This window comes from Citrobacter freundii complex sp. CFNIH2 (assembly GCF_002880615.1).
Classification (GTDB): domain Bacteria; phylum Pseudomonadota; class Gammaproteobacteria; order Enterobacterales; family Enterobacteriaceae; genus Citrobacter_A; species Citrobacter_A amalonaticus_F.
The window spans coordinates 4,775,564-4,797,247 of the sequence record NZ_CP025757.1 but is presented as its reverse complement, the minus strand read 5'-3'; the positions used below and the strand labels follow the sequence as shown (position 1 = coordinate 4,797,247).

General features: G+C 53.0%; 20 protein-coding genes and 1 tRNA gene. 13 read left to right on the top strand and 8 right to left on the bottom strand.

The window, feature by feature from the left end; all coding sequences use genetic code 11:
* Positions 1-14: 14 nt before the first annotated feature.
* The 7 genes from WM46_RS23525 to yjfP all read left to right on the top strand — a co-directional run bounded on the left by WM46_RS23525 (position 15) and on the right by yjfP (position 7,319).
* The gene (locus WM46_RS23525) at positions 15-1,319 is read left to right on the top strand and encodes an FAD-dependent oxidoreductase (protein WP_102603503.1); all 1,305 of its coding nucleotides are present in this window, start codon (positions 15-17) and stop codon (positions 1,317-1,319) included.
* 11 nt (positions 1,320-1,330) lie between these two features.
* On the top strand, positions 1,331-2,224 hold the full coding sequence (locus tag WM46_RS23520; RefSeq protein ID WP_102603502.1) for an NAD(P)-dependent oxidoreductase: 894 nt from the start codon (positions 1,331-1,333) through the stop codon (positions 2,222-2,224).
* A gap of 211 nt (positions 2,225-2,435) precedes the next feature.
* Positions 2,436-3,719, top strand: coding sequence for an MFS transporter (locus WM46_RS23515; protein ID WP_102603501.1), 1,284 nt, complete (start codon positions 2,436-2,438; stop codon positions 3,717-3,719).
* 52 nt (positions 3,720-3,771) lie between these two features.
* A complete protein-coding gene (locus WM46_RS23510; RefSeq protein WP_102603500.1) occupies positions 3,772-4,542 on the top strand; it encodes an aldolase/citrate lyase family protein in 771 nt (256 codons plus the stop codon).
* A 67-nt stretch (positions 4,543-4,609) separates the two neighbouring features.
* The gene (locus WM46_RS23505; RefSeq protein WP_102603499.1) at positions 4,610-5,410 is read left to right on the top strand and encodes an NAD-dependent epimerase/dehydratase family protein; all 801 of its coding nucleotides are present in this window, start codon (positions 4,610-4,612) and stop codon (positions 5,408-5,410) included.
* On the top strand, positions 5,407-6,510 hold the full coding sequence (locus WM46_RS23500; RefSeq protein WP_102603498.1) for a mandelate racemase/muconate lactonizing enzyme family protein: 1,104 nt from the start codon (positions 5,407-5,409) through the stop codon (positions 6,508-6,510). The genes WM46_RS23505 and WM46_RS23500 overlap by 4 nt, the downstream gene beginning before the upstream one ends.
* Positions 6,511-6,569: 59 nt before the next feature.
* Positions 6,570-7,319 (top strand): esterase, encoded by a 750-nt coding sequence (gene yjfP / locus WM46_RS23495; protein WP_102603497.1) that lies wholly within the window; start codon positions 6,570-6,572, stop codon positions 7,317-7,319.
* 56 nt (positions 7,320-7,375) lie between these two features.
* On the opposite strand, the gene WM46_RS23490 is transcribed toward yjfP, so the two are convergent.
* The 5 genes from WM46_RS23490 to WM46_RS23470 all read right to left on the bottom strand — a co-directional run bounded on the left by WM46_RS23490 (position 7,376) and on the right by WM46_RS23470 (position 11,556).
* Entirely contained in the window at positions 7,376-8,317 is a 942-nt protein-coding gene (locus WM46_RS23490; RefSeq protein WP_102603496.1) for a sugar phosphate isomerase/epimerase family protein, read from the bottom strand.
* A gap of 71 nt (positions 8,318-8,388) precedes the next feature.
* On the bottom strand, positions 8,389-8,610 hold the full coding sequence (locus WM46_RS23485) for a PTS sugar transporter subunit IIA (RefSeq protein ID WP_262360420.1): 222 nt from the start codon (positions 8,608-8,610) through the stop codon (positions 8,389-8,391).
* A 23-nt stretch (positions 8,611-8,633) separates the two neighbouring features.
* Positions 8,634-9,781 (bottom strand): IS3 family transposase gene (locus tag WM46_RS23480; RefSeq protein WP_102603494.1). Its coding sequence is split into 2 segments (ribosomal slippage): positions 8,634-9,544 and positions 9,544-9,781, totalling 1,149 coding nucleotides; the frame shifts between segments, so codons are not numbered across the junction.
* Positions 9,782-10,004: 223 nt separating this feature from the next.
* The gene (locus WM46_RS23475; RefSeq protein WP_102603493.1) at positions 10,005-11,273 is read right to left on the bottom strand and encodes a tyrosine-type recombinase/integrase; all 1,269 of its coding nucleotides are present in this window, start codon (positions 11,271-11,273) and stop codon (positions 10,005-10,007) included.
* Between the two features lie 198 nt (positions 11,274-11,471).
* A tRNA-Leu gene (locus tag WM46_RS23470) sits at positions 11,472-11,556 on the bottom strand.
* 199 nt (positions 11,557-11,755) lie between these two features.
* Here WM46_RS23470 and WM46_RS23465 point away from each other — a divergent pair.
* Positions 11,756-12,775 (top strand): NAD(P)-dependent alcohol dehydrogenase, encoded by a 1,020-nt coding sequence (locus WM46_RS23465; protein ID WP_102603492.1) that lies wholly within the window; start codon positions 11,756-11,758, stop codon positions 12,773-12,775.
* Between the two features lie 24 nt (positions 12,776-12,799).
* On the opposite strand, the gene idnK is transcribed toward WM46_RS23465, so the two are convergent.
* Positions 12,800-13,342, bottom strand: coding sequence for a gluconokinase (gene idnK, locus WM46_RS23460; protein ID WP_044264649.1), 543 nt, complete (start codon positions 13,340-13,342; stop codon positions 12,800-12,802).
* 217 nt (positions 13,343-13,559) lie between these two features.
* Here idnK and idnD point away from each other — a divergent pair, with 217 nt between their 5' ends.
* The 5 genes from idnD (at position 13,560) to WM46_RS23435 (ending at position 19,399) form a co-directional block, all read left to right on the top strand.
* Positions 13,560-14,603 carry an L-idonate 5-dehydrogenase gene (idnD, locus tag WM46_RS23455; RefSeq protein WP_102603491.1) on the top strand — a complete coding sequence of 348 codons (1,044 nt, stop codon included), beginning with the start codon at positions 13,560-13,562 and terminating at the stop codon, positions 14,601-14,603.
* Positions 14,604-14,614: 11 nt separating this feature from the next.
* Positions 14,615-15,379 (top strand): gluconate 5-dehydrogenase, encoded by a 765-nt coding sequence (gene idnO / locus WM46_RS23450; protein WP_102603490.1) that lies wholly within the window; start codon positions 14,615-14,617, stop codon positions 15,377-15,379.
* 63 nt (positions 15,380-15,442) lie between these two features.
* Positions 15,443-16,762 (top strand): gnt-II system L-idonate transporter, encoded by a 1,320-nt coding sequence (gene idnT, locus WM46_RS23445; RefSeq protein ID WP_102603489.1) that lies wholly within the window; start codon positions 15,443-15,445, stop codon positions 16,760-16,762.
* Positions 16,763-16,819: 57 nt separating this feature from the next.
* A complete protein-coding gene (locus WM46_RS23440) occupies positions 16,820-17,818 on the top strand; it encodes a LacI family DNA-binding transcriptional regulator (RefSeq protein ID WP_102603488.1) in 999 nt (332 codons plus the stop codon).
* 78 nt (positions 17,819-17,896) lie between these two features.
* The gene (locus WM46_RS23435) at positions 17,897-19,399 is read left to right on the top strand and encodes a helicase HerA-like C-terminal domain-containing protein (protein ID WP_102603487.1); all 1,503 of its coding nucleotides are present in this window, start codon (positions 17,897-17,899) and stop codon (positions 19,397-19,399) included.
* A 62-nt stretch (positions 19,400-19,461) separates the two neighbouring features.
* Here the strand turns inward: WM46_RS23435 and lptG are convergent, their stop codons facing one another.
* Both lptG and lptF read right to left on the bottom strand, forming a co-directional pair.
* A complete protein-coding gene (gene lptG / locus WM46_RS23430; protein WP_061075377.1) occupies positions 19,462-20,544 on the bottom strand; it encodes an LPS export ABC transporter permease LptG in 1,083 nt (360 codons plus the stop codon).
* Positions 20,544-21,644 carry an LPS export ABC transporter permease LptF gene (lptF, locus tag WM46_RS23425; protein ID WP_061075378.1) on the bottom strand — a complete coding sequence of 367 codons (1,101 nt, stop codon included), beginning with the start codon at positions 21,642-21,644 and terminating at the stop codon, positions 20,544-20,546. The genes lptG and lptF overlap by 1 nt, the downstream gene beginning before the upstream one ends.
* Positions 21,645-21,684 lie beyond the last annotated feature (40 nt).

The following is a 21,684-nucleotide window of genomic DNA, read 5'->3' as shown; positions in this document are numbered from 1 at the left end:
ACCAGAGGTGAGCAATGCAGATCTGTCATGAACAGGCGCGGGATATTCCCGTTTCGCTGAATGTTGATGTGCTGGTAGTGGGTGGTGGTCCAACCGGTGTTGCGGCAGCCACGGCAGCCGCACGTGCCGGTGAGAAGACGCTGCTGATTGAAAAATACGGTTTTTGCGGTGGCATGGCGACCGCTGGCATGTCGGGCGCCATCTGCGGCCTCTTTACGTCGGGTAAAGGGCCGCATGAGCAGCTGGTACATGGCTTTGCCGGGGAATTTTATCAGCATCTGAAACACCGCCACGCGGTCAGCGAGCCGTTCCCGTTTGGTGAAACAAAGCTGGTTGTGCATGAGCCCCATACCTGGAAAGAGATTGCTGATGATCTTTTGCAGGATGCCGGAGTCGATATTCTCTTCCACAGCCTGGTGACCGATGTGGTGATGGAAGAGGGGAAAGTCCACGGCGTTATTGTGGAGAACAAAACCGGGCGTCAGTGCATTACCGCGAAGCGTTTTGTGGATGCGACCGGTGACGGCGACTTGTGTGCCAAAGCGGGTGTGCCTTATACCCTCGGCCGTAACGGCATGGTGCAGTATCCGACTATGGTGTTCCGCATGGCGAACGTCGATATCAGCCGTGGCGTGGGTCATCCGGTGCCGCAACTGGAAGCCTGGGTCGAGCAGGCTCAGGGACAGGGCTTTAACCTGCCGCGCAAACACATCTACCTGTTGCCATCGCCACGGCCGGGTGAAGTGATGTGTAACGTCACCAGCGTGCTGCGTGATGATGGTCGCCCGATTGATGCCACCAAAGCGGAAGACCTTACGTTTGCTGAACTGAAAGGCCGCAAGCTGGTGCGCGAATATGAGCGCTTCCTGCAAAAATATGTGCCCGGTTTCGAGCAGGCGCGCCTTAACGACGTGGCGGCACAAATTGGTATTCGCCAGAGCCGGACCATTCAGGGGCAGCGTTGCCTGACCAACGAAGATGTGTTTCAGGCGCGTAAGAGTCGCCGCGCCATCGCCAGCAGTGCCTGGTGCATTGAGGCTCACGGCCCTGACGGCATCTTTATGTTCTATCTGGACAATGACTATTACGACATTCCATACGACACCCTGTTGCCGGAGAACATCCCCAATCTGATTACGGCAGGACGCACTTTGTGCGCGGAGCATGAGGCACTCGCCTCGGCACGTGTTACCGCACAGTGTTTTCTGACCGGATACGCGGCAGGGTCAGCGGCACACCTGAGTCACCGTGACAATTGCGCCTTCGACGAAATCGATGTCGATGAATTACGTAGCATCATTGAATATCACACGCATTAAGGATTGAGAGAATGAAACCAGTTTTAGGCTTTATCGGTCTGGGCATTATGGGTAAACCGATGGTACGTAATCTGCTGAACGCCGGTTATCAGGTTCACGTTTACAGCATTATCGACAGCGACATTGCTGAGGTCGCGCAGGATGGTGCAACCGGGCAAGGCTCCAGCCTTGATGTGGCGAAAGCGGCAGACGTCATCATCACTATGGTGCCCAATACCCCGCAGGTGGAAGAGGTGCTGTTTGGTGAAACCGGGATGGCGGCGGCTCTGGGCGAAGGCAAAGTGGTTATCGATATGAGCACCATCTCCTCGCTGGCTACGCGGGAGTTTGCAAAATCCATCAAAGCGCTGGGCGCACAGGTGCTCGATGCGCCGGTAAGCGGCGGCGATAAAGGGGCTAAGGGCGGTACGCTCTCCATCATGGTCGGCGGCGACGCCCATGTGTTTGAGCAGTGTAAACCGATCCTCGACGTGCTGGGCAGTCGCGTCACCCATGTGGGGGATAACGGCGCGGGTCAGGTGGTGAAGTCCTGTAATCAGGTGCTGGCGGCGGCCACGATGGCGGCGCTGGGCGAATCGCTAGTGATGGGGGCAAAAGCCGGCGTTAACCCGGCGAAAATTGTTGAAGTCTTGTCTGCGGGTTACGCTCGTTGCGGCGCGCTGGATATCCGTGGCAGCCTGCTGCTTGAGCGTAATTTCGATCCAGGCTTTATGACCCGCTTACAGTACAAAGATCTCAATCTGGCCATGGAACTGGCGACGGGGATCGACGCCCCAATGCCTGTCGCCAGCCTGGTTCGCGAACTGTACAAAACCTGTATTGCACAGGGGCTGGGCAACGAAGATCACTCCAACGTGATCAAGGTTTTTGAAAATATGGCAGGTATTGAAGTTAAGGGCTGTTAATAACAAATACTGTCTGGTGAGGGCGAAATAGCGGAGCGGTCTATTTGCCGCCTCGCTATTTAAACTGTAACAAGGAAATATTAATAACTATTCCAGAATCAAGACTCAAAAAAACATATTGCTACAGGCAGTGATATGCGAACAAAAGAAATAATGATGCCTGACCATGTTTTATAAAGATCTGCTTCGTACCCTACAATAGGTGAACTTTATGAAAGTATTTAAGAATTATCGCTATGTCATACTGGCGATGCTGGCTTCTGCTTATGTCGTTAACTATATTGACCGCGCCGCACTTTCGGTTGCCATGCCCTTTATAAGTGAAGAGTTTCATCTTACCAGTGTGGAAAAAGGGCTGATATTCAGTAGTTTTTCCATTGGCTACGCGTTATTTAATTTTATTGGTGGTGCGCTGGCTGATAAATACGGCGCCAAACGGGTTCTCGCCATTGCGATGGGCTTCTGGTCCATTATGTGCGGCCTGACTGCCGGAGCTTTCAGCTTCTGGACGTTCTTTGCCTGCCGCGTCCTGTTCGGCATGGGGGAAGGGCCAAATGCCGCTGTTGCCAACAAGGTGATCTACGACTGGTTCCCGATCCGTGAAAAAGCCACGGCGGTTGGGATCCAGCAGGCCGGGGGCCCGCTGGGTGGCGCCATATCCGGGCCGTTTGTCGGTATGATGTGCTACTACTTCGGCTGGCGTGTCTCTTTCGTGGTTCTGATGTTTATCGGCCTGACCTGGGTGCTGATCTGGTCAATGAAATCCAAATCCGTACCTGAGCAGCATTCACGCGTCAGCCCGCAGGAGCTAGCGCTGATCCGCGAGACGGATCATGAAACCGTAGTGGAACCGGAAACGGGTGAAAAACCGTCCATGTGGAAAGCGATCCTGCAACCGGCCATTCTGGCGATGGCGCTCTCCCTGTTCTGCTACAACTATGTGCTGTTCTTCTTTATCACCTGGTTCCCGACCTTCCTCGTGGAAGCCCGTGGTGTCAGCGCTCATGACATGAGCTTTATCACCTCACTGCCGTGGCTAATTGGTGCGATTGGTTATGCGATGGGCGGCGTGGTGATCGACTCCATCTACCGCAAAACGCAGCGCCGTTTCTTCTCGCGCAAAGTGGTGCTGGTAACCGCCTTCTTCTTTAGTTCGCTGTGCATCGCCGTGACTGGGGTGGCTGATACCACCATCGTGGCGGTAACCACCATGACGGCGGCTATCGGCCTGCTGCAGCTGGCGGGCCCGGCTTACTGGGCACTTATTCAGGATGCGGCACCGAAAAACTACGTCGGCAGCGCCAGCGGTCTGATGCACGGAATCGCCAACACCTCCGGCATTATCGGGCCAACAGTGACCGGGGTGATTGTGCAGCACAGCTCCTATTCCGGCGCTTTTATTCTGGCAGGGGTACTGGGTGTGATTGGCTCAGCGGTGGTCCTGTTCCTGGTGAAAGCGAAAGTCCAGGCGAGTCAGGCTACGCTTGCTCATTAATCTCTTTAACTATCGTCCTTATTGCTAAGTCATAAACAGACCGGGATTAAAAATGAAATATCCATTTGTTGAGAATCAATTCAAGACCCGTTTAAACGCCCACGAGCTGACCATTGGCTGCTGGAGCTCCTCGTCCAGTCACGTGGTGACGGAACTGGTGGGGTTATGCGGTTTTGACTGGGTGATGTTTGACTGCGAGCACTCGCCTAATGACGTCAGTAATCTGGTGCCGCAGTTAATGGCCCTGAAGGGAAGCACCACCTCAGCGTTGGTTCGCCCGTACTGGAACGATCCGGTTCTGTTCAAGCGGCTGCTGGATATTGGTTGTACCAACTTTTTAGTCCCGATGGTGGAAAGCCGCGAAGAAGCGGAACGCGCGGTGGCGGCGACGCGCTATCCACTCGGCGGAACGCGCGGTCTGGCCGTGTCTCATCGCGGTAACTACTTTGGCATGATGGACGATTATCTCACCCGGATTAACGACAATATCGGCGTCATTGTCCAGATTGAAAGCGGTAAAGGGGTTGAGAACCTTGAGGAGATTATCCAGGTACCTGGGGTGGACGGGATTTTTATTGGTCCAAGCGATTTATCATCGTCACTGGGCTACCTCGGCAATCCGGGACATCCGGAAGTAGTCAGCGCCATCGCGCACATTATCGAAACCTGCCGGAAGTACGGCAAACCGGTCGGTACGGTTTCTTTCGATCCGCGCGCCGTTGAGCAGTATATCGCGCAGGGGATGAGCTTTGTGGCCATCGCCAGCGATCTAGGCGTGCTGAAAAACGGTCTGCTGTCGCTGACGGCGAAGTTTAAAGACTGAATACTGAGAGGGCCCGTTTGACCACGGGCGCGGGGGTAATATGCATATTCATCAGGATGAGAACAGAATGAAAACAATTTTAATCACCGGTGCTGCTGGTGGCGTGGGGACGCGACTTCGTCCTTATTTACGTGAGAATTACCGTTTACGTTTGTTTGATCGTATTGGCTGCAACGACCTTCACGATAATGAAGAACAGATTATCGGGGATATTGCATGCCGGGAAACGGTACTGAGAGCATGTGAAGGTGTGGATGGTATCATTCATTTGGCCTGTGCCTACAGCCTGTCCATTACGTTTGAGGATACGCTGGAGGCAAACTACCGGGGGACGTTGTATTTACTGGATGCCTGTAAGCAATACGCGATTCCTCGTTTTGTTTTTGCCAGTTCTCATCATGCGGTGGGTCATCATCCTTCTGCTGGTTTTTGTGATGACCACGCCCCGGTTGCACCGGATGGTTTCTACGCATTAAGCAAAGCGTTTGGTGAGTCTGCGCTGGCGCTGTACGCGCATAAAATTGGCCTAAAGGGGCTGAGTATTCGTATTGGTAGCGCGGCGGATTATGTCGTCGATGGTCGTCGTCAAAAGATCTGGCTGAGTGCAGCGGATATGGCGCAATTAACCCTTATTGGCCTCGAACACCCGGATGCCTGTGGAGATATTGTCTATGGGGTTTCAGCCTGCCCCGATGCATTCTTCCCGAATACACGGGCACGAGAACTGGGTTATGTCCCACTGGAAAACGCTCAGGATCATTTAGCGGTTGATTTTGTGCCGCTTGCAGAGATGCCAGAGGCCGAAGGGCCCGCATGGGTAGGGGGACCCTATATCCCATTCCCTCCGGAATTGGGTGAGAAACGATGAAAATACGTTCAGTCCAGACACAAGTCATCGATATTCCTTTTGATGACGGTGGGAAGAAAAAACCGATCACCCCAACCACGTGGAATAGCCTGGAAATGGTACTGATACGGGTTGAAGACACGGACGGTAATGTGGGCTGGGGCGAGGCATTTGGCTACTTCGTGTCAGCGGCAACAAAATCAGTGGTGGATACTCTTCTTAAGCCGCTGCTGGAAGGAACCGAAGTTGAATCTATTCCTGAATGGAGTCGGATGATTCAGCACAAGCTACATATTTTTGGCCGTTACGGTATTACTCTGTTCGCGATTTCTGGCGTTGATATTGCGCTTTGGGATCTGTGGGCGAAACGCAATAAAGCACCTTTATACACATTGCTGGGTAACGGTGAACGAAAGTCATTAACGACCTATGCCAGCCTTGTGGGCTATAACGATCGCGATGTTGCGACCGCCCAGTGCCGTAAAGCGCTGGCGGACGGTTATATTGACGTGAAAGTTCATGAGACCGATATCGATATTATCGCTGCCTGTCATGATGCGATTGCCTCAGTGAATATGTCTGCCAGACTGGCCATCGATGTAAATTGCAGTTGGTCAACCTTACAGGCCAGAGAGTACATCTCACGGCTTGAGGCAATGGCGCAAATAGCCTGGCTGGAAGAACCTATTTTCCCTCCTGAAGACTTTGCTCTGCTGTCCGGACTGCGTAACCACGGCGTCGCACTGGGAGCCGGAGAAAACTGGTGCACTGAGCAGCAATTCCGTAGCGCGATAGAACAGGGTGCCGTCGATTATGTTCAGCCAAGCGTAACGAAAGTAGGCGGAATCACCGAGTTTTTAAAGGTCGTTGATACTGCTGTAGCACACCAGACGACAATATTGCCTCACAGCCCCTATTTTGGGCCAGGATTCCTGGCGACCCTACACCTGGCTAATGCCTGTAGTAACGTTAAAGACGTCGAATATCTTTATGTCCAGCCTGCTGCTGAGTTGTTCAAATACGATTCTATTCGTAAAGGGAATGTCTTTACGATTAACGATCGACCTGGTATTGGTCTTGAACCGGATGAGGCTGTTATCAATCGATTTAAAGTGTCCTGAGACTGCAAGCAGCATATAGTAATATATGCTGCATCTTCTCGAAAGATGTGAGAACTGAAATGATTGAAATTTACGACGAGTATATTGGCGATATTCCTGTTATTCATGCCGTTCCGGCAGGCTGTAAAGACCAACCATTACCGACAATATTTCATTTTCACGGCTATACGTCGTCAAAAGAATTACATAGTTTTTTTGCTTATGCTTTCGCCCGTGCAGGGTTCAGAGTTATTCTCCCGGAAGCGGTAGAACATGGTGAGAGATTTGATGGAAATGTCGAGCGCAGACGTTATCAATTTTGGGATATCCTCGAAAGAAACATTAATGAGTTCGGTATTTATCTGCAGCATTACCGTGAAAAAGGGTTGTTGATTGACGGCAGGATCGGCGTTTGCGGCACCTCTATGGGTGGTTTTACGGTGTTAGGTATACTGGCGAAATATAAAAATATTGCCGCAGCAGCCAGTTATATGGGCTCCGGGTTCTACTCGACGCTATCCCATAGCCTGTTTCCGCCCATCATTATTAATAATGAGGATGATATTTTAGCTGTTGATAAATTATTAGTTGATTTGAATAAACTGGATTCGCGTGAAAACCTGGACTCTCTGGGGGCTCAGCCGCTTTTTCTTTGGCATGGCCGACTGGATGAAATCGTTCCTGTTCGGGAAAGTGAAGAACTCTATGCGCATATGCTAAAGAGTGGTAATGCCGATAAATGCATCATGAGCATTGATCCTGATGCAACGCACAAAGTCCCCATGAAAGCCTTGATGGAAGGTGTGGATTTCTTCAGCATGAATTTATAGCAAAGCATGGATAAGAGTCTGTAATCAGACTCTTATCCAAAATAGCAATTTAGAAATTAGCGGCTAATTGTAGCATTTAACGCGTCAATGGAGGTTTGTAAGCCAGCTTCGACGCTCATGGTCAGATCTTCCATTTCAAGAGATACGTGGCCGTCATAGCCACACATGCTGAGTACTGAGAAGAACTCTTTCCACCACTGAAGGTCGCGGCCACAGCCTACCGCTACATAGTTCCATGCACGGGTTTTAGTTGCCGTAACCGGCTGATAGTCCAGCAGTCCATCAATATCTGCCAAACCACGTTCGATTCGGGCATCTTTGCCATGCACGTGATAAATTGCACCTTCGAGTTTTCGAATTGCTGCAATCGGTTCTGCTCCCATAACCATCAGATGAGAAGGGTCGAGGTTAATACCGACCATCTCACCCACTGCATCACGCAGGCGCAGTAAGGTCGAAGGGTTGTAGACCAGCTGGCTTGGGAACTCTTCCAGTGCGATTTTCTCTATGCCATGACGTTTGGCATGAGCAACAAACTCTTTCCACCATGGAATCGCAACCTGATTCCACTGATAGTCCACTACGCCTGGCATATAGTCGGGCCATGAAACTGTTGATGTGATCCAGTTGGGGATTTTGTCTTCTGCGCAGCCGCCAGGCAGCCCGCTCATCATGACGATTTTTTTCACGCCAAGCTTGCCAGCCAGTTCAACGGCTTTATAGCTGCTGGCGGTATGTTTAGCACCGAGTTCACCCGGCGCTAATGGGTTACCGGAGCAGTTCAGCGCCGCGATTTCCATGTCACGGCTTTCCAGCTCTTTACGGAACTGGGCAAGTAATGATGAAGATTCGAGAAGTTCATTGGTTTTAACATGAGGACAACCGGCCCAACCGCCAGCGGTCATCTCTACCGCAGTAATGCCGTATTCTTTTACACGGTCGAGCATCGCTGGAAACGGAAGATTACCTAATACGTCGGTACAAAGTGAAAGCTTCATTTTTAATCCCTTCTGCATTCTGAATTAAATAACACTGGATTTTCACTACCAGCATTATGGTTTTCTTAGAATCACTCTCTGTTAAATTCAGCGACAAACTCTGCTTTATCAGTGATTCTGCCTAATATCATTGTTTTGACTTCATCGTCTAAGAGGCCGGCAATGCCAGAAAGCACATTAATATGTTCATCTTTCTGTGCAGCAACAGCGACAATCAGGAAAGCAATTTTCCCATCACCCCAGTTAACTCCATCCGGGAACTGAAAAATCTGAAAACCGGTTTTGTCTACCAAATGTATGAATCGCCACGGATAATTTAGACACTTCCGAGCCGTTGATAATACTGGTTTTCATATTCTGCCGGGGACATCTGATCACTAGAGCCATGCCGACGCTTACTGTTATAAAACATTTCGATGTAATCAAAAATATCGCTGCGGGCTTCTTCCCGCGTTCCGTAGATCTTTTTCTTTATCCGTTCGCGTTTCAGCAACTGGAAAAAGCTTTCTGCAACTGCATTATCGTGGCAGTTACCGCGACGGCTCATGCTGCCCTCCAGGCCATGTGATTTCAGGAACGACTGCCACTCATGGCTTGTGTACTGACTGCCCTGATCCGAGTGAACCAGCACCTGTTTTTGGGGATTACGCCGCCATACAGCCATCAGCAGTGCGTTCAGGACAATGTCCTTTGTCATCCGGGATTGCATGGACCAGCCGATAATTTTGCGTGAGAACAGATCAACAACCACGGCAAGATACAGCCAGCCTTCGTGGGTCCTGATGTAGGTTATGTCCGTTACCCAACGCTCATCCGGTGCATCCGGATTGAACTGCCGCTGGAGCCTGTTGGGCGACACGATACTGGCCTCGCCTTTACGTGCCCGCGGGCTCCGGTATCCGACCTGAGCCTTTATCCCTGCACGTTTCATCAGTCGCCAGACTCTGTTGACTCCGCACTGTTGCCCGCTGTCCCGCAGATCCAGATGGATCTTGCGATATCCATAGACGCCCCCCGATTCCAGCCAGAACTGTTTAATCTGTCCTGTCAGTCTCAGGTCTGCCTGATGGCGTTGTGAATGCGGCTGCTGAAGCCAGGCGTAAAAGCCACTGGGATGAACATCCAGCACCCGACAGAGCAGGCGGACAGGCCAGAAAAAGGTGTTGTCACGGATAAAGGCGTACCTCAGTCGGACAGCTTTGCGAAGTACGCCGCGGCTTTTTTTAATATGTCCCGTTCGTCGGTAACCCGCTTCAGCTCTTTCTGGAGACGGCGGATCTCTGCCTGAGCATCTGACTGAACTTTATTGGTTGAGGAATCCGGGCCATATGCCTTTATCCATGCATAAAGACTGTGGGTGGCGATACCCAGACGTGTTGCCACGCTGGAAACAGAATGGCCTCGCTCAACAACCTGTTTTACCGCTTCAATTTTAAACTCTTCGGGATAACGCTTACCGCTCATGGGCACCTCTCTTTAAGCCATCTTAAATGACTCTGAGGTGTCTGTTAAACCCGTGGCGATTCAAACAACCTGATTAATGCATTACTTATTGATTGACTTGGGGCGGAGTTTCCGTCGATGCGACTCAATGCAAAGAATTGACCCGGTGATAACACTGCTGCCCCACCCGCTTAAATTATTCAGCAGCTTTTATATTAGACCTAAATGTACATTCGTAAATAACTCACATACTATTACCCCGATTGATCTTCGCATAGTCAAATGGAGTAATCCCACTCTCCCGATTCGCATCCAGAAAATCAGCCCACCATTGCAGCATCAACCTGCGCTCATCCAAGTGTTCAGCCTTATGAATATACGCAGCCCGTACAGAGTTACGTTCCATATGGCTCATCTGCCGCTCTACTGCATCCTTCGACCACAATCCCGATTCAATCAACGAACTACATGCCATGGTCCTGAATCCATGCCCACAAACCTCCACCTTGGTGTCATACCCCATAACACGCAACGCCTTGTTCACCGTGTTTTCACTCATCGGTTTACGAGGGTTATGATCGCCAACGAAAACAAAATCACGCTCACCACTAAGCTTGTGAACCTGTTTAAGGATTTCTAATGCCTGGCGAGACAGCGGTACTAAATGAGGAGTCCTCATCTTCGAACCACGCTGAGAATGCTTAACTCCCTCCAGTGGCTCACGTTCTCCCGGAATCGTCCACATAGCAGTATCAAAATCCACCTCTGACCAGCGTGCAAAACGCAGTTCACTAGATCGAATGAATACCAACAACGTCAGCTCAACAGCTAAACGTGTTAGTGGTCTGCCGGTATATGTGTCGATACGATGAAGTAGTTCAGGAATACGGTTAAGTTCAAGCGCAGCACGATGTTGCCGTTTAGATGTGGCGACCGCTCCAGCGATCTCTTGGGCAGGGTTGTAATCGATTAAACCGCTCTGCACGGCAAATCGCATAATTGCTGTTGTTCGTTGCTGCAAACGCGCCGCCACCTCAAGACGTCCAGACATCTCTACGGCTTTGATAGGTATAAGTAAATCTCTGGTTTTTAACTCAGCGATATTACGCTTACCAATCGCATCGAACAGATTATCTTCCAGACTTTTAAGGACACGGCCACTATGCGACTCAGACCACTTTTGATTGCTGGCATGCCAATCTCTGGCAACAGATTCAAATGTGATGACCTCTTTAGCCTGTTCTTCTTTTACCGCACGCCTATGCTCACGAGGATCGACACCGGCAGCAACAAGCCTCCTAGCCTCTTCTCTTTTTTGACGGGCATCAGCCAGTGAAGTTTCAGGGTAAACACCAAAAGCCATCAGATGCTGCTTGCCACCAAAGCGAAAGCGGAACCGCCAGTACTTTGAGCCATTGGGATGAATAAGCAAAAACATGCCATCCCCATCGACAAGGGTGTACTCCTTTTCCTGCGGTTTTGCGGAACGCACTTTGATATCTGTCAGAGCCATAAAAGTTCTCCTTCCATGTGCCACTGTGAGTATACAACCATTATCGAACCAGCATATATACTCGGTTCTATACTCACAAGCGACTTGATGTGGGTTGACTCAGATTGACTTCTGTTGAAAGGAAAATCGCGTAAAGCCTTGAGTATCGCGGATTTCAGGCACAAAAAAAGACGTCGTTGACGTCTATTGATGTTCCGATGGTGCCGAAGGCCGGACTCGAACCGGCACGTATTTCTACGGTTGATTTTGAATCAACTGCGTCTACCGATTTCGCCACTCCGGCACGGAAGGGATGCGGAAAACGTTGTGGATTATACCTGTCATGCGCCACCATGCAAGCGCCAGCGTGTGTCTACTCCGTTAAGTGTCGAAAAAATCAGCATACTTCCATCCCGCCCTCTTCTTAATCCCCCCTTCTGCAAAGCGACGCCGTTATCCATGCTCTACACTTTCCTGTCCAACACCACACTGAGGGAAACACGATGTCGATGATAAAAAGCTATGCCGCAAAAGAGGTGGGCAGCGAACTCGAACTCTTTGAATACGATGCTGGCGAACTCAAGCCGGAAGATGTCGAGGTGCAGGTCGATTACTGCGGTATCTGCCATTCCGATTTGTCGATGATCGACAATGAGTGGGGATTCTCTCAGTATCCACTGGTTGCCGGACATGAGGTGATTGGTCGCGTGGCCGCCCTCGGCAGCGCGGCGCAGGGGAAAGGACTGAAGATCGGTCAGCGCGTGGGGATTGGCTGGACGGCGCGCAGCTGTGGTCACTGCGATGCCTGTATCAGTGGTAATCAGATCAACTGCCTGGAAGGAGCAGTACCAACCATTCTCAATCGCGGCGGCTTTGCTGAGAAGCTGCGCGCTGACTGGCAGTGGGTGATCCCGCTTCCGGAAAGCATCGATATTGAATCCGCCGGCCCGCTGCTGTGCGGCGGTATCACGGTGTTTAAACCGCTGCTGATGCACCACGTCACCGCCACCAGCCGCGTCGGGGTGATTGGCATTGGCGGGCTGGGTCATATCGCCATCAAGCTGTTGCATGCGATGGGATGTGAAGTCACCGCGTTCAGCTCTAACCCGGCGAAAGAGAAAGAAGTGCTGGCAATGGGCGCCGATAAAGTGGTGAACAGTCGCGATCCGCAGGCATTAACGGCGCTGGCGGGCCAGTTCGATCTCATCATCAACACCGTCAATGTTGATCTCGACTGGCAACCCTACTTCGAAGCGCTGGCCTACGGCGGCAACTTCCACACCGTCGGCGCGGTGCTGAAGCCGCTGCCGGTCCCCGCCTTCACGCTGATTGCCGGCGATCGCAGCATCTCCGGTTCGGCGACCGGCACGCCGTATGAACTGCGTAAGCTGATGAAATTTGCCGGGCGCAGCAAGGTCTCGCCAACCACCGAACTGTTCCCGATGTCGCAAATTAACGAGGCAATCCAGCACGTGCGCGACGGTAAAGCCCGTTACCGAGTGGTGCTGAAAGCCGATTTCTGACGGTCTGACTCAGCGCCTCCCTGTTCAAAGTGAAGCGCTGAGTCGCTCTCGTGCCTGGCGAAACGCCAGAACCGCCTGTTGGCACTGCGCCGTCACGTTCTCAATGTCATGATTAATGTCGATACGCGCGATATCGGCTTCTTCCGCCAGCGGGCACTCCAGCGCCTCAAACTGACTTTTCAGCAAGCCGACCGGCATAAAATGCCCTGCCCGACGCTGCATCCGCGCCAGGATAATATCGTAGTCGCCATCCAGCCAGAGAAAATGCACGTTAGGACTGCCCTTACGTAAAAAATCACGATACTGTTTTTTTAATGATGAGCACACAATAAAACCCGTCTCATTCTTTTTATACAGACTATAAGATGCATCATTTAAGCGTTCTAACCACGGTAACCGGTCTTCGTCAGTTAACGGTATTCCCTGAGACATTTTATCAATGTTTTTGGCGGGATGGAGATCGTCGCCATCAATAAACTTTGCCGATAATAATGCCGCCACCTTACTACCAATTAACGATTTACCACTTCCTGAAACGCCCATCAAAATATAGCTTTCCCCGGCCATGTAAAACCCTCTGCGTCATATTCCATGGCGCGATACTACGCCTGTACAATCGGCAATTTCACGCTTTTTTATTTCCATAGATGAGAATTATAAAGCGCATCACGTTATGCGTAACATTGTAGTGTAACAATTTTCCAGTGTGACTTGCGTCACAAATAAGGACAATTAAAACCGCTTAAATGCACCGGAGATGAAGACCTGACCCAGTGAGGCATTTATGGAAGTGAAAACTCAATCCTGCGTTGTCGCGGGTAAGCGTTCTGTTGCCGTAACACAACAGAATATCGAATGGAATAATAAAGGCACGCTCGTAAAAATAACCCGCGGAGGCATTTGCGGCTCCGACTTACATTATTATCAGGAAGGCAAAGTCGGTAATTTTACCGTCAAAGCGCCGATGATTTTAGGCCATGAAGTTATTGGTAAAGTAGTCCATAGCGATTCAGAAACTTTACGCGAAGGACAGTCGATTGCCATTAATCCGTCTAAGCCATGCGGTCATTGTAAATACTGCCTTCAGCATGAAGAAAACCAGTGCACTGAAATGCGCTTTTTTGGCAGTGCGATGTATTTTCCGCACGTCGACGGCGGCTTTACCCAGTTTAAAACGGTCGATACCGCCCAGTGCATTCCTTACCCGGAACAGGCGGACGAAAAGGTCATGGCCTTTGCTGAACCGTTGGCCGTAGCCATCCATGCCGCACATGAGGCTGGCGATCTACAGGGTAAGAAAGTGTTTATCTCCGGCGTCGGCCCCATCGGTTGCCTGATCGTCAGCGCGGTGAAAACGCTGGGCGCGGCGGAAGTGGTCTGCGCCGATGTCAGCCCCCGTTCGCTATCGCTGGCTCAGCAAATGGGCGCGGATACGCTGGTGAATCCCCAGCATGATTCTCTCGACCAGTGGAAAACAGAGAAAGGCTATTTCGATATCAGTTTCGAGGTCTCCGGCCATCCCTCCTCCATAACCACCTGTCTGGAAGTCACTCGCGCAAAAGGGGTGATGGTGCAGGTCGGTATGGGCGGTGCCGTTCCGGACTTCCCAATGATGATGCTCATCGGCAAAGAGATCGCCCTGAAAGGCTCGTTCCGCTTTACCACCGAATTTAACACCGCAGTCTCCTGGCTGGCGCATAACGTTATCGATCCACTGCCGCTGCTGAGTGCGGAATATCCGTTTACCGACCTGGAACAGGCGCTGATTTTCGCCAGCGACAAAACCCAGGCGGCGAAAGTTCAGCTCGTCTTTGAGAATGAAAAATAAGGAACAACATCATGAACGATCTTTTTTCACTGGCAGGTAAAAATATCCTGATCACCGGCTCCGCCCAGGGGATCGGTTATTTGCTGGCAACGGGTCTTGGTCAGTATGGCGCGCAGATTATCGTCAACGATATTACGTCAGAACGGGCAGAAGCCGCGGTTGCAAAACTGCAGCAGCAAGGGATCCGCGCCGTTGCCGCTCCTTTTAACGTGACGTACAAACAGGATATCGACGCCGCAATCGACCATATCGAAAAGGATATTGGCCCAATTGATGTGCTGGTCAACAACGCCGGGATCCAGCGCCGCCATCCGTTTACCGAATTCCCGGAGCAGGAATGGAACGACGTGATCGCGGTTAACCAGACCGCCGTGTTCCTCGTCTCCCAGGCGGTCACCCGCCGGATGGTGGAGCGCCAGGCCGGGAAAGTGATCAACATCTGCTCGATGCAGAGTGAACTGGGTCGCGACACCATCACCCCGTATGCCGCCTCGAAAGGCGCCGTGAAGATGCTGACTCGCGGTATGTGCGTTGAGCTGGCGCGCCATAACATCCAGGTTAACGGCATCGCACCGGGGTACTTCAAAACGGAAATGACCAAAGCGCTGGTTGAAGATGAAGCCTTCACCTCATGGTTGTGCAAACGTACCCCTGCCGCTCGCTGGGGCGATCCGCAGGAGCTGATTGGCGCGGCGGTATTCCTCTCCTCCAAAGCCTCAGACTTCGTCAACGGACACCTGCTGTTCGTCGATGGCGGCATGCTGGTCGCTGTGTAACCACTGAACAACCCTACGCAGCGCGCAAGCGCTGCCTTTTTGGCACACATAAGAGATAAGATTATGCCATTAATCATAATTGCGGCAGGCGTCGCGCTGCTTCTGGTCCTGATGATTGGCTTTAAAGTCAATGGTTTCATCGCCCTGGTCCTGGTTGCAGCCGTCGTGGGATTCGCCGAAGGGATGGACGCACAAGCCGTTTTACATTCCATTCAAAACGGGATCGGCGGCACGCTCGGCGGGCTGGCGATGATCCTCGGTTTTGGCGCAATGTTGGGGAAATTGATTTCTGATACGGGGGCCGCGCAGCGCATCGCGACCACCCTGATCGGGACGTTTGGTAAAAAACGCGTGCAGTGGGCGCTGGTTATCACCGGACTGGTCGTCGGGCTGGCGATGTTCTTCGAAGTCGGCTTTGTACTGCTGCTGCCGTTGGTATTTACGGTGGTGGCCTCATCCGGTTTGCCGCTGCTGTACGTCGGCGTGCCGATGGTGGCTGCCCTCTCGGTCACCCATTGCTTCCTGCCGCCGCATCCGGGGCCGACCGCCATTGCGACGATTTTTGAAGCCAACCTCGGCACCACGCTGCTGTACGGGTTCATTATCACCATTCCTACGGTGATTGTCGCAGGCCCGCTGTTTTCAAAACTGCTGACCCGCTTTGAAAAAGCGCCGCCGGAAGGGCTGTTTAACCCGCACCTGTTCACCGAAGAGGAGATGCCGTCCTTCTGGAACAGTATCTTTGCGGCGGTGATCCCCGTCATACTGATGGCCGTTGCCGCCGTCTGTGAAATTACACTGCCCAAAACCAACTCAGTGCGGGTATTCTTTGAGTTTATCGGGAACCCTGCCGTCGCGCTGTTTATCGCCATCGTGCTGGCGATTTTCACCCTCGGTCGACGCAATGGCAGGACGATTGAACAGATCATGGATATCGTCGGTGACTCCATCGGCGCCATCGCCATGATTGTGTTTATCATCGCCGGTGGCGGCGCGTTTAAACAGGTTCTGGTGGACAGCGGCGTGGGTCAGTATATCTCGCACCTGATGACCGGCACCTCGTTGTCGCCGCTGCTGATGTGCTGGACAGTGGCCGCGTTACTGCGCATTGCACTGGGATCGGCGACCGTCGCCGCGATCACGACCGCAGGCGTGGTACTGCCGATCATTAACGTCACCCATGCCGATCCAGCGTTGATGGTGTTGGCAACCGGGGCCGGTAGCGTAATCGCTTCGCACGTAAACGATCCAGGATTCTGGCTGTTCAAGGGCTACTTTAACCTCAGCGTCGGTGAAACGCTGCGGACGTGGACCGTGATGGAAACGCTGATTTCAATCATGGGGCTGCTGGGCGTGCTGGCGCTAAATGCGGTTCTGCATTAAGGCGTGATTAACCACCGGGGGGCGATGTCGCCGCCGCTCCCCGGTACCGGAGAGAAGATGAGGAACCACAGAATTTCTTTGCAGGACATCGCCACGCTCGCGGGCGTGACCAAAATGACGGTGAGTCGCTATATCCGCTCGCCGAAAAAGGTCGCAAAGGAAACTGGCGAGCGTATCGCGCAGATCATGGAGGAGATCAACTACATCCCGAACCGTGCGCCGGCCATGCTGCTGAACGCGCAAAGCTACACGCTTGGCGTGCTCATTCCCTCCTTTCAGAACCAGCTCTTCGCCGACATTCTTGCCGGCATTGAATCCGTTACCTCTGACCACAACTACCAGACGCTGATTGCCAACTACAACTACGATCGAGAGTCGGAAGAAGAGTCGGTGATCAATCTGCTCTCCTACAATATCGACGGCATTATTCTTTCCGAGAAGTATCACACCCTGCGCACGGTGAAATTCCTGCGCTCGGCGGCCATTCCCATTATCGAGCTAATGGATATTCAGGGCGATCGGCTGGATATGGAAGTCGGGTTTGATAACCGCCAGGCGGCATTTGATATGGTCAGCACCATGCTGGATAAACGCCAGCGGCGCAAAATTCTCTATCTCGGCTCGAAAGACGATATCCGTGATGAACAGCGTTTTCGCGGCTACTGTGACGCGATGACGCAACGAGGCTTGACGCCCCTGCGCGTTAACCCGCGGGCGATCTCGTCGATTCGTCTGGGCATGCAGTTGATGCGTGACGCGCTGATTGCCCACCCGGATTTAGACGGCGTGTTTTGCACCAACGATGATATTGCGATGGGCGCGCTGCTGCTCTGCCGGGAACGTGAACTGTCCGTACCGGAACAGGTCTCCATTGCCGGTTTCCACGGCCTGGAAATGGGCCGACAGATGATCCCCAGCCTTGCCAGCGTCATCACACCCCGCTTTGACATTGGCCGCATGGCGGCACAGATGTTGCTAAGTAAAATCAAAAACAACGACCACAACCACAATACGATCGATTTGGGATACCAGATTTACCACGGCAATACGCTATAAGTGATTTTCTCTCCCCGGCGCATATTCTCTTTTATTCACATTGCCTATACTCGACGCAGGATAAATGGAGGAAATCTAATGAGCTCACCCCTGCTGATTGCCCGCACGCCAGACACTGAACTGTTTTTACTCCCCGGGATGGCGAACCGCCACGGGCTGATTACCGGGGCGACCGGAACCGGGAAAACCGTCACGCTGCAAAAGCTGGCCGAGTCGCTGTCGGAAATCGGCGTACCGGTATTTATGGCCGATGTGAAAGGTGACTTAACCGGCGTCGCCGCCGAGGGCCTGGCCTCCGAAAAACTGCTCACCAGACTGAAGAATATCGGCATTACCGACTGGCAACCGCACGGCAATCCGGTGGTACTGTGGGATATCTTCGGCGAAAAAGGTCATCCGGTTCGCGCCACGGTCTCAGACCTCGGGCCGCTGCTGCTGGCGCGTTTGCTGAACCTCAACGAGGTGCAGTCCGGCGTGCTGAACATTATCTTCCGTATTGCCGATGACCAGGGCCTGCTGCTGTTAGATTTCAAAGACCTGCGGGCTATCACGCAATACATCGGCGATAACGCCAAATCCTTCCAGAATCAGTATGGCAACATCAGCAGCGCCTCGGTCGGGGCGATCCAGCGTGGGCTGCTGACGCTTGAACAGCAAGGCGCGACGCACTTCTTTGGCGAGCCGATGCTCGATATCAAAGACTGGATGCGGACCGATGCCAGTGGCAAAGGGATCATCAATATTCTCAGCGCCGAGAAGCTCTATCAGATGCCAAAACTCTACGCTGCCAGCCTGCTGTGGATGCTCTCCGAGCTTTACGAGCAACTGCCGGAAGCCGGCGATCTGGAAAAACCGAAGCTGGTTTTCTTCTTCGACGAAGCGCATCTGCTGTTCAACGACGCCCCGCAGGTGCTGTTGGATAAAATCGAACAGGTGATCCGTCTGATCCGCTCGAAAGGGGTTGGCGTCTGGTTTGTTTCGCAAAACCCGGCGGATATTCCGGATAACGTCCTCGGTCAGTTGGGCAATCGCGTTCAGCACGCCCTGCGCGCCTTCACGCCGAAAGATCAGAAAGCGGTGAAAACCGCCGCGCAGACCATGCGCGCCAATCCGGCATTTGATACAGAGAAGGCGATTCAGGAACTGGGCACCGGTGAAGCGCTGGTTTCATTCCTGGATGCCAAAGGCAGTCCGTCGGTCGTTGAGCGGGCGATGGTGATCGCCCCGTGCTCACGGATGGGACCGGTGACGGATGATGAGCGCAATGGGCTTATCAACCACTCTCCGGTTTATGGCAAATATGAAGACGACCTGGATCGTGAATCAGCGTTTGAAATGCTGCAAAAAGGCGTCCAGGCGGCGACTGAAGCGCAAAGTAACCCGACGACGAAAGGCAAAGCGGTGGCGGTTGACGACGGGATCCTCGGCGGGCTGAAAGACATTCTCTTCGGCAGTACCGGACCGCGCGGCGGCAAGCGCGATGGCGTAGTGCAGAGCGTGGCGAAAAGCGCAGCGCGTCAGGTCACCAATCAGATCATTCGCGGGATGTTAGGCAGCTTAATGGGCGGCAGAAAACGATAGTACCGGTGATAAGCGCAGCGCCATCAGGCACTGCGCTTTACGTTGCCGGTGGCGGCGGACGATTATGACTTACGCATCATCAACCAGAGGCTGATCAAGAAGAACGAGGCGCTCGGCAGCAGCGCGCCGATAATCGGCGGAATGCCGTACACCAGCGTCAGCGGGCCAAAGATCTGGTCCAGTACATAGAAGACAAAACCAAAGCTTATCCCCGTCACCACCCGCACGCCCATCGGCACGCTACGCAGCGGACCAAAGATGAACGACAGCGCCATCAGCATCATCACCGCAACGGACAGCGGCTGGAAGACTTTACTCCACATATTGAGCTGGTAGCGCCCGGCCTCCTGGCCGCTCGACTTCAGGTATTTCACATAGTTGTGCAGACCGCTGATAGAAAGCGCATCCGGGTCCAGCGCCACCACGCCCAGTTTATCCGGCGTGAGGTTGGTTTTCCAGGTACTGCTCACCATTTGCGAACCGGTGATCTGCTTCGGATCGGTCAGATTCGACTCATCCACCTGCGACAGACGCCAGACCTTCTGTTCCGGGTCAAACTTCGCAGACGCGGCATAGCGCACGGATTGCAGACGACGCTGATCGTTGAAGGCGTATATGCTAATGCCGCCTAACTCTTCGTCACCTTTCACCCGTTCGATGTAAACAAAGTTATTACCGTCTTTCGCCCACAGCCCCTGCTGGGTGGAAAGCAGCGAACCGCCGTACATCGCCTGCGCACGGTAGTTACGCGCCATCTGCTCGCCCTGCGGCGCAACCCACTCGCCGATGGCCATGGTCAGCAGCACCAGTGGGATCGCGGTTTTCATCACCGAGAGCGCCACCTGCATACGGGTAAAACCCGACGCCTGCATCACGACCAGCTCACTGCGCTGCGCCAGCATCCCGAGTCCCAGCAGCGCGCCAAGCAGCGCCGCCATCGGGAAGAAAATCTGCACATCTTTCGGCACGCTGAGCAGGGTGTACATCCCCGCGCCCAACGCGTCGTAGCTCCCCTGCCCGGCTTTTTTCAGCTGGTCGACGAACTTGATGATGCCGGAAAGCGACACCAGCATGAATAACGTCATCATGATGGTGGTGAAAATGGTTTTACCGATATAGCGGTCAAGGACACCAAATGGCTGCATCACACCGCTCCTTTACGCGAAAAACGGGCGCGCAGACGGCGCACCGGCACTGTATCCCACAGGTTAAGACCCACCGCCAGCGCCAGATACAGCAGGTTGACGACCCACATCCAGATAACCGGGTCCAGCTTCCCTTTCCCGCCGTTGGATTTCAGGGAGGTCTGGATCAGGAAGAACATCAGATACAGCAGCATCGCGGGCAGCATCGACAGCACGCGGCCCTGACGCGGGTTGACCACGCTCAGCGGTACGACCATCAGCGCCATCATAAATACGGTGAATACCAACGTGATACGCCAGTGCAGTTCCGCACGGGCGCGATCGGTATCAGTGGACCACAGCGTGCGCATGTCCATCTGGTCGGTGTCGTTCGGATCCAGCGCCACCGCCTGGTGACCGATAATCGCCTGATAGTCCTGGAAATCGGTGATGCGGAAATCACGCAGCAGCGCAGTACCTTCAAAGCGGGTGCCTTTATTCAGCGTAACCACCTGCGAACCGTCGCGCAGTTGCGACAGGTGTCCGGAATCGGCCACGACCACGGAAGGCCTGGCGTTGCCTTTCGGGCGAATCTGCGCGAGGAACACGTCTTTAAAGTCGCTACCGTCAACGCTTTCAATGAACAGTACCGAGCCGCCGTTGGTGGCCTGCTGGAACTGCCCTTGCGCCAGTGCGGCCATACCAGGGTTGGCTTTCGCTTCCGCCAGCACTTCATCCTGATGTTTTGACGACCACGGCCCCGCCCACATGACGTTAACGGCGGCAATGATACCGGTGAACAACGCCAGGATCATCGCCGCTTTCACCAGCACGGCCTTGCTCAGGCCGCAAGCGTGCATCACCGTAATTTCACTTTCGGTATACAGTTTGCCCAGCGTCATCAACAGTCCGAGGAACAGACTGAGCGGCAGGATGAGTTGTGCCATTTCAGGCACGCCGAGGCCCAGCAGCGAGAGCACCAGATTTGCCGGAATGTCACCGTCAACCGCTGCGCCGAGGATCCTCACTAACTTTTGACAAAAGAAGATCAAAAGCAGGATGAAGAGGATGGCAAGCTGGCTTTTGAGCGTCTCCCGCACCAGATATCTTATGATTATCACTTTAAATACGCCCGTAAAAACTCGTCTTTTGCAGGAATTT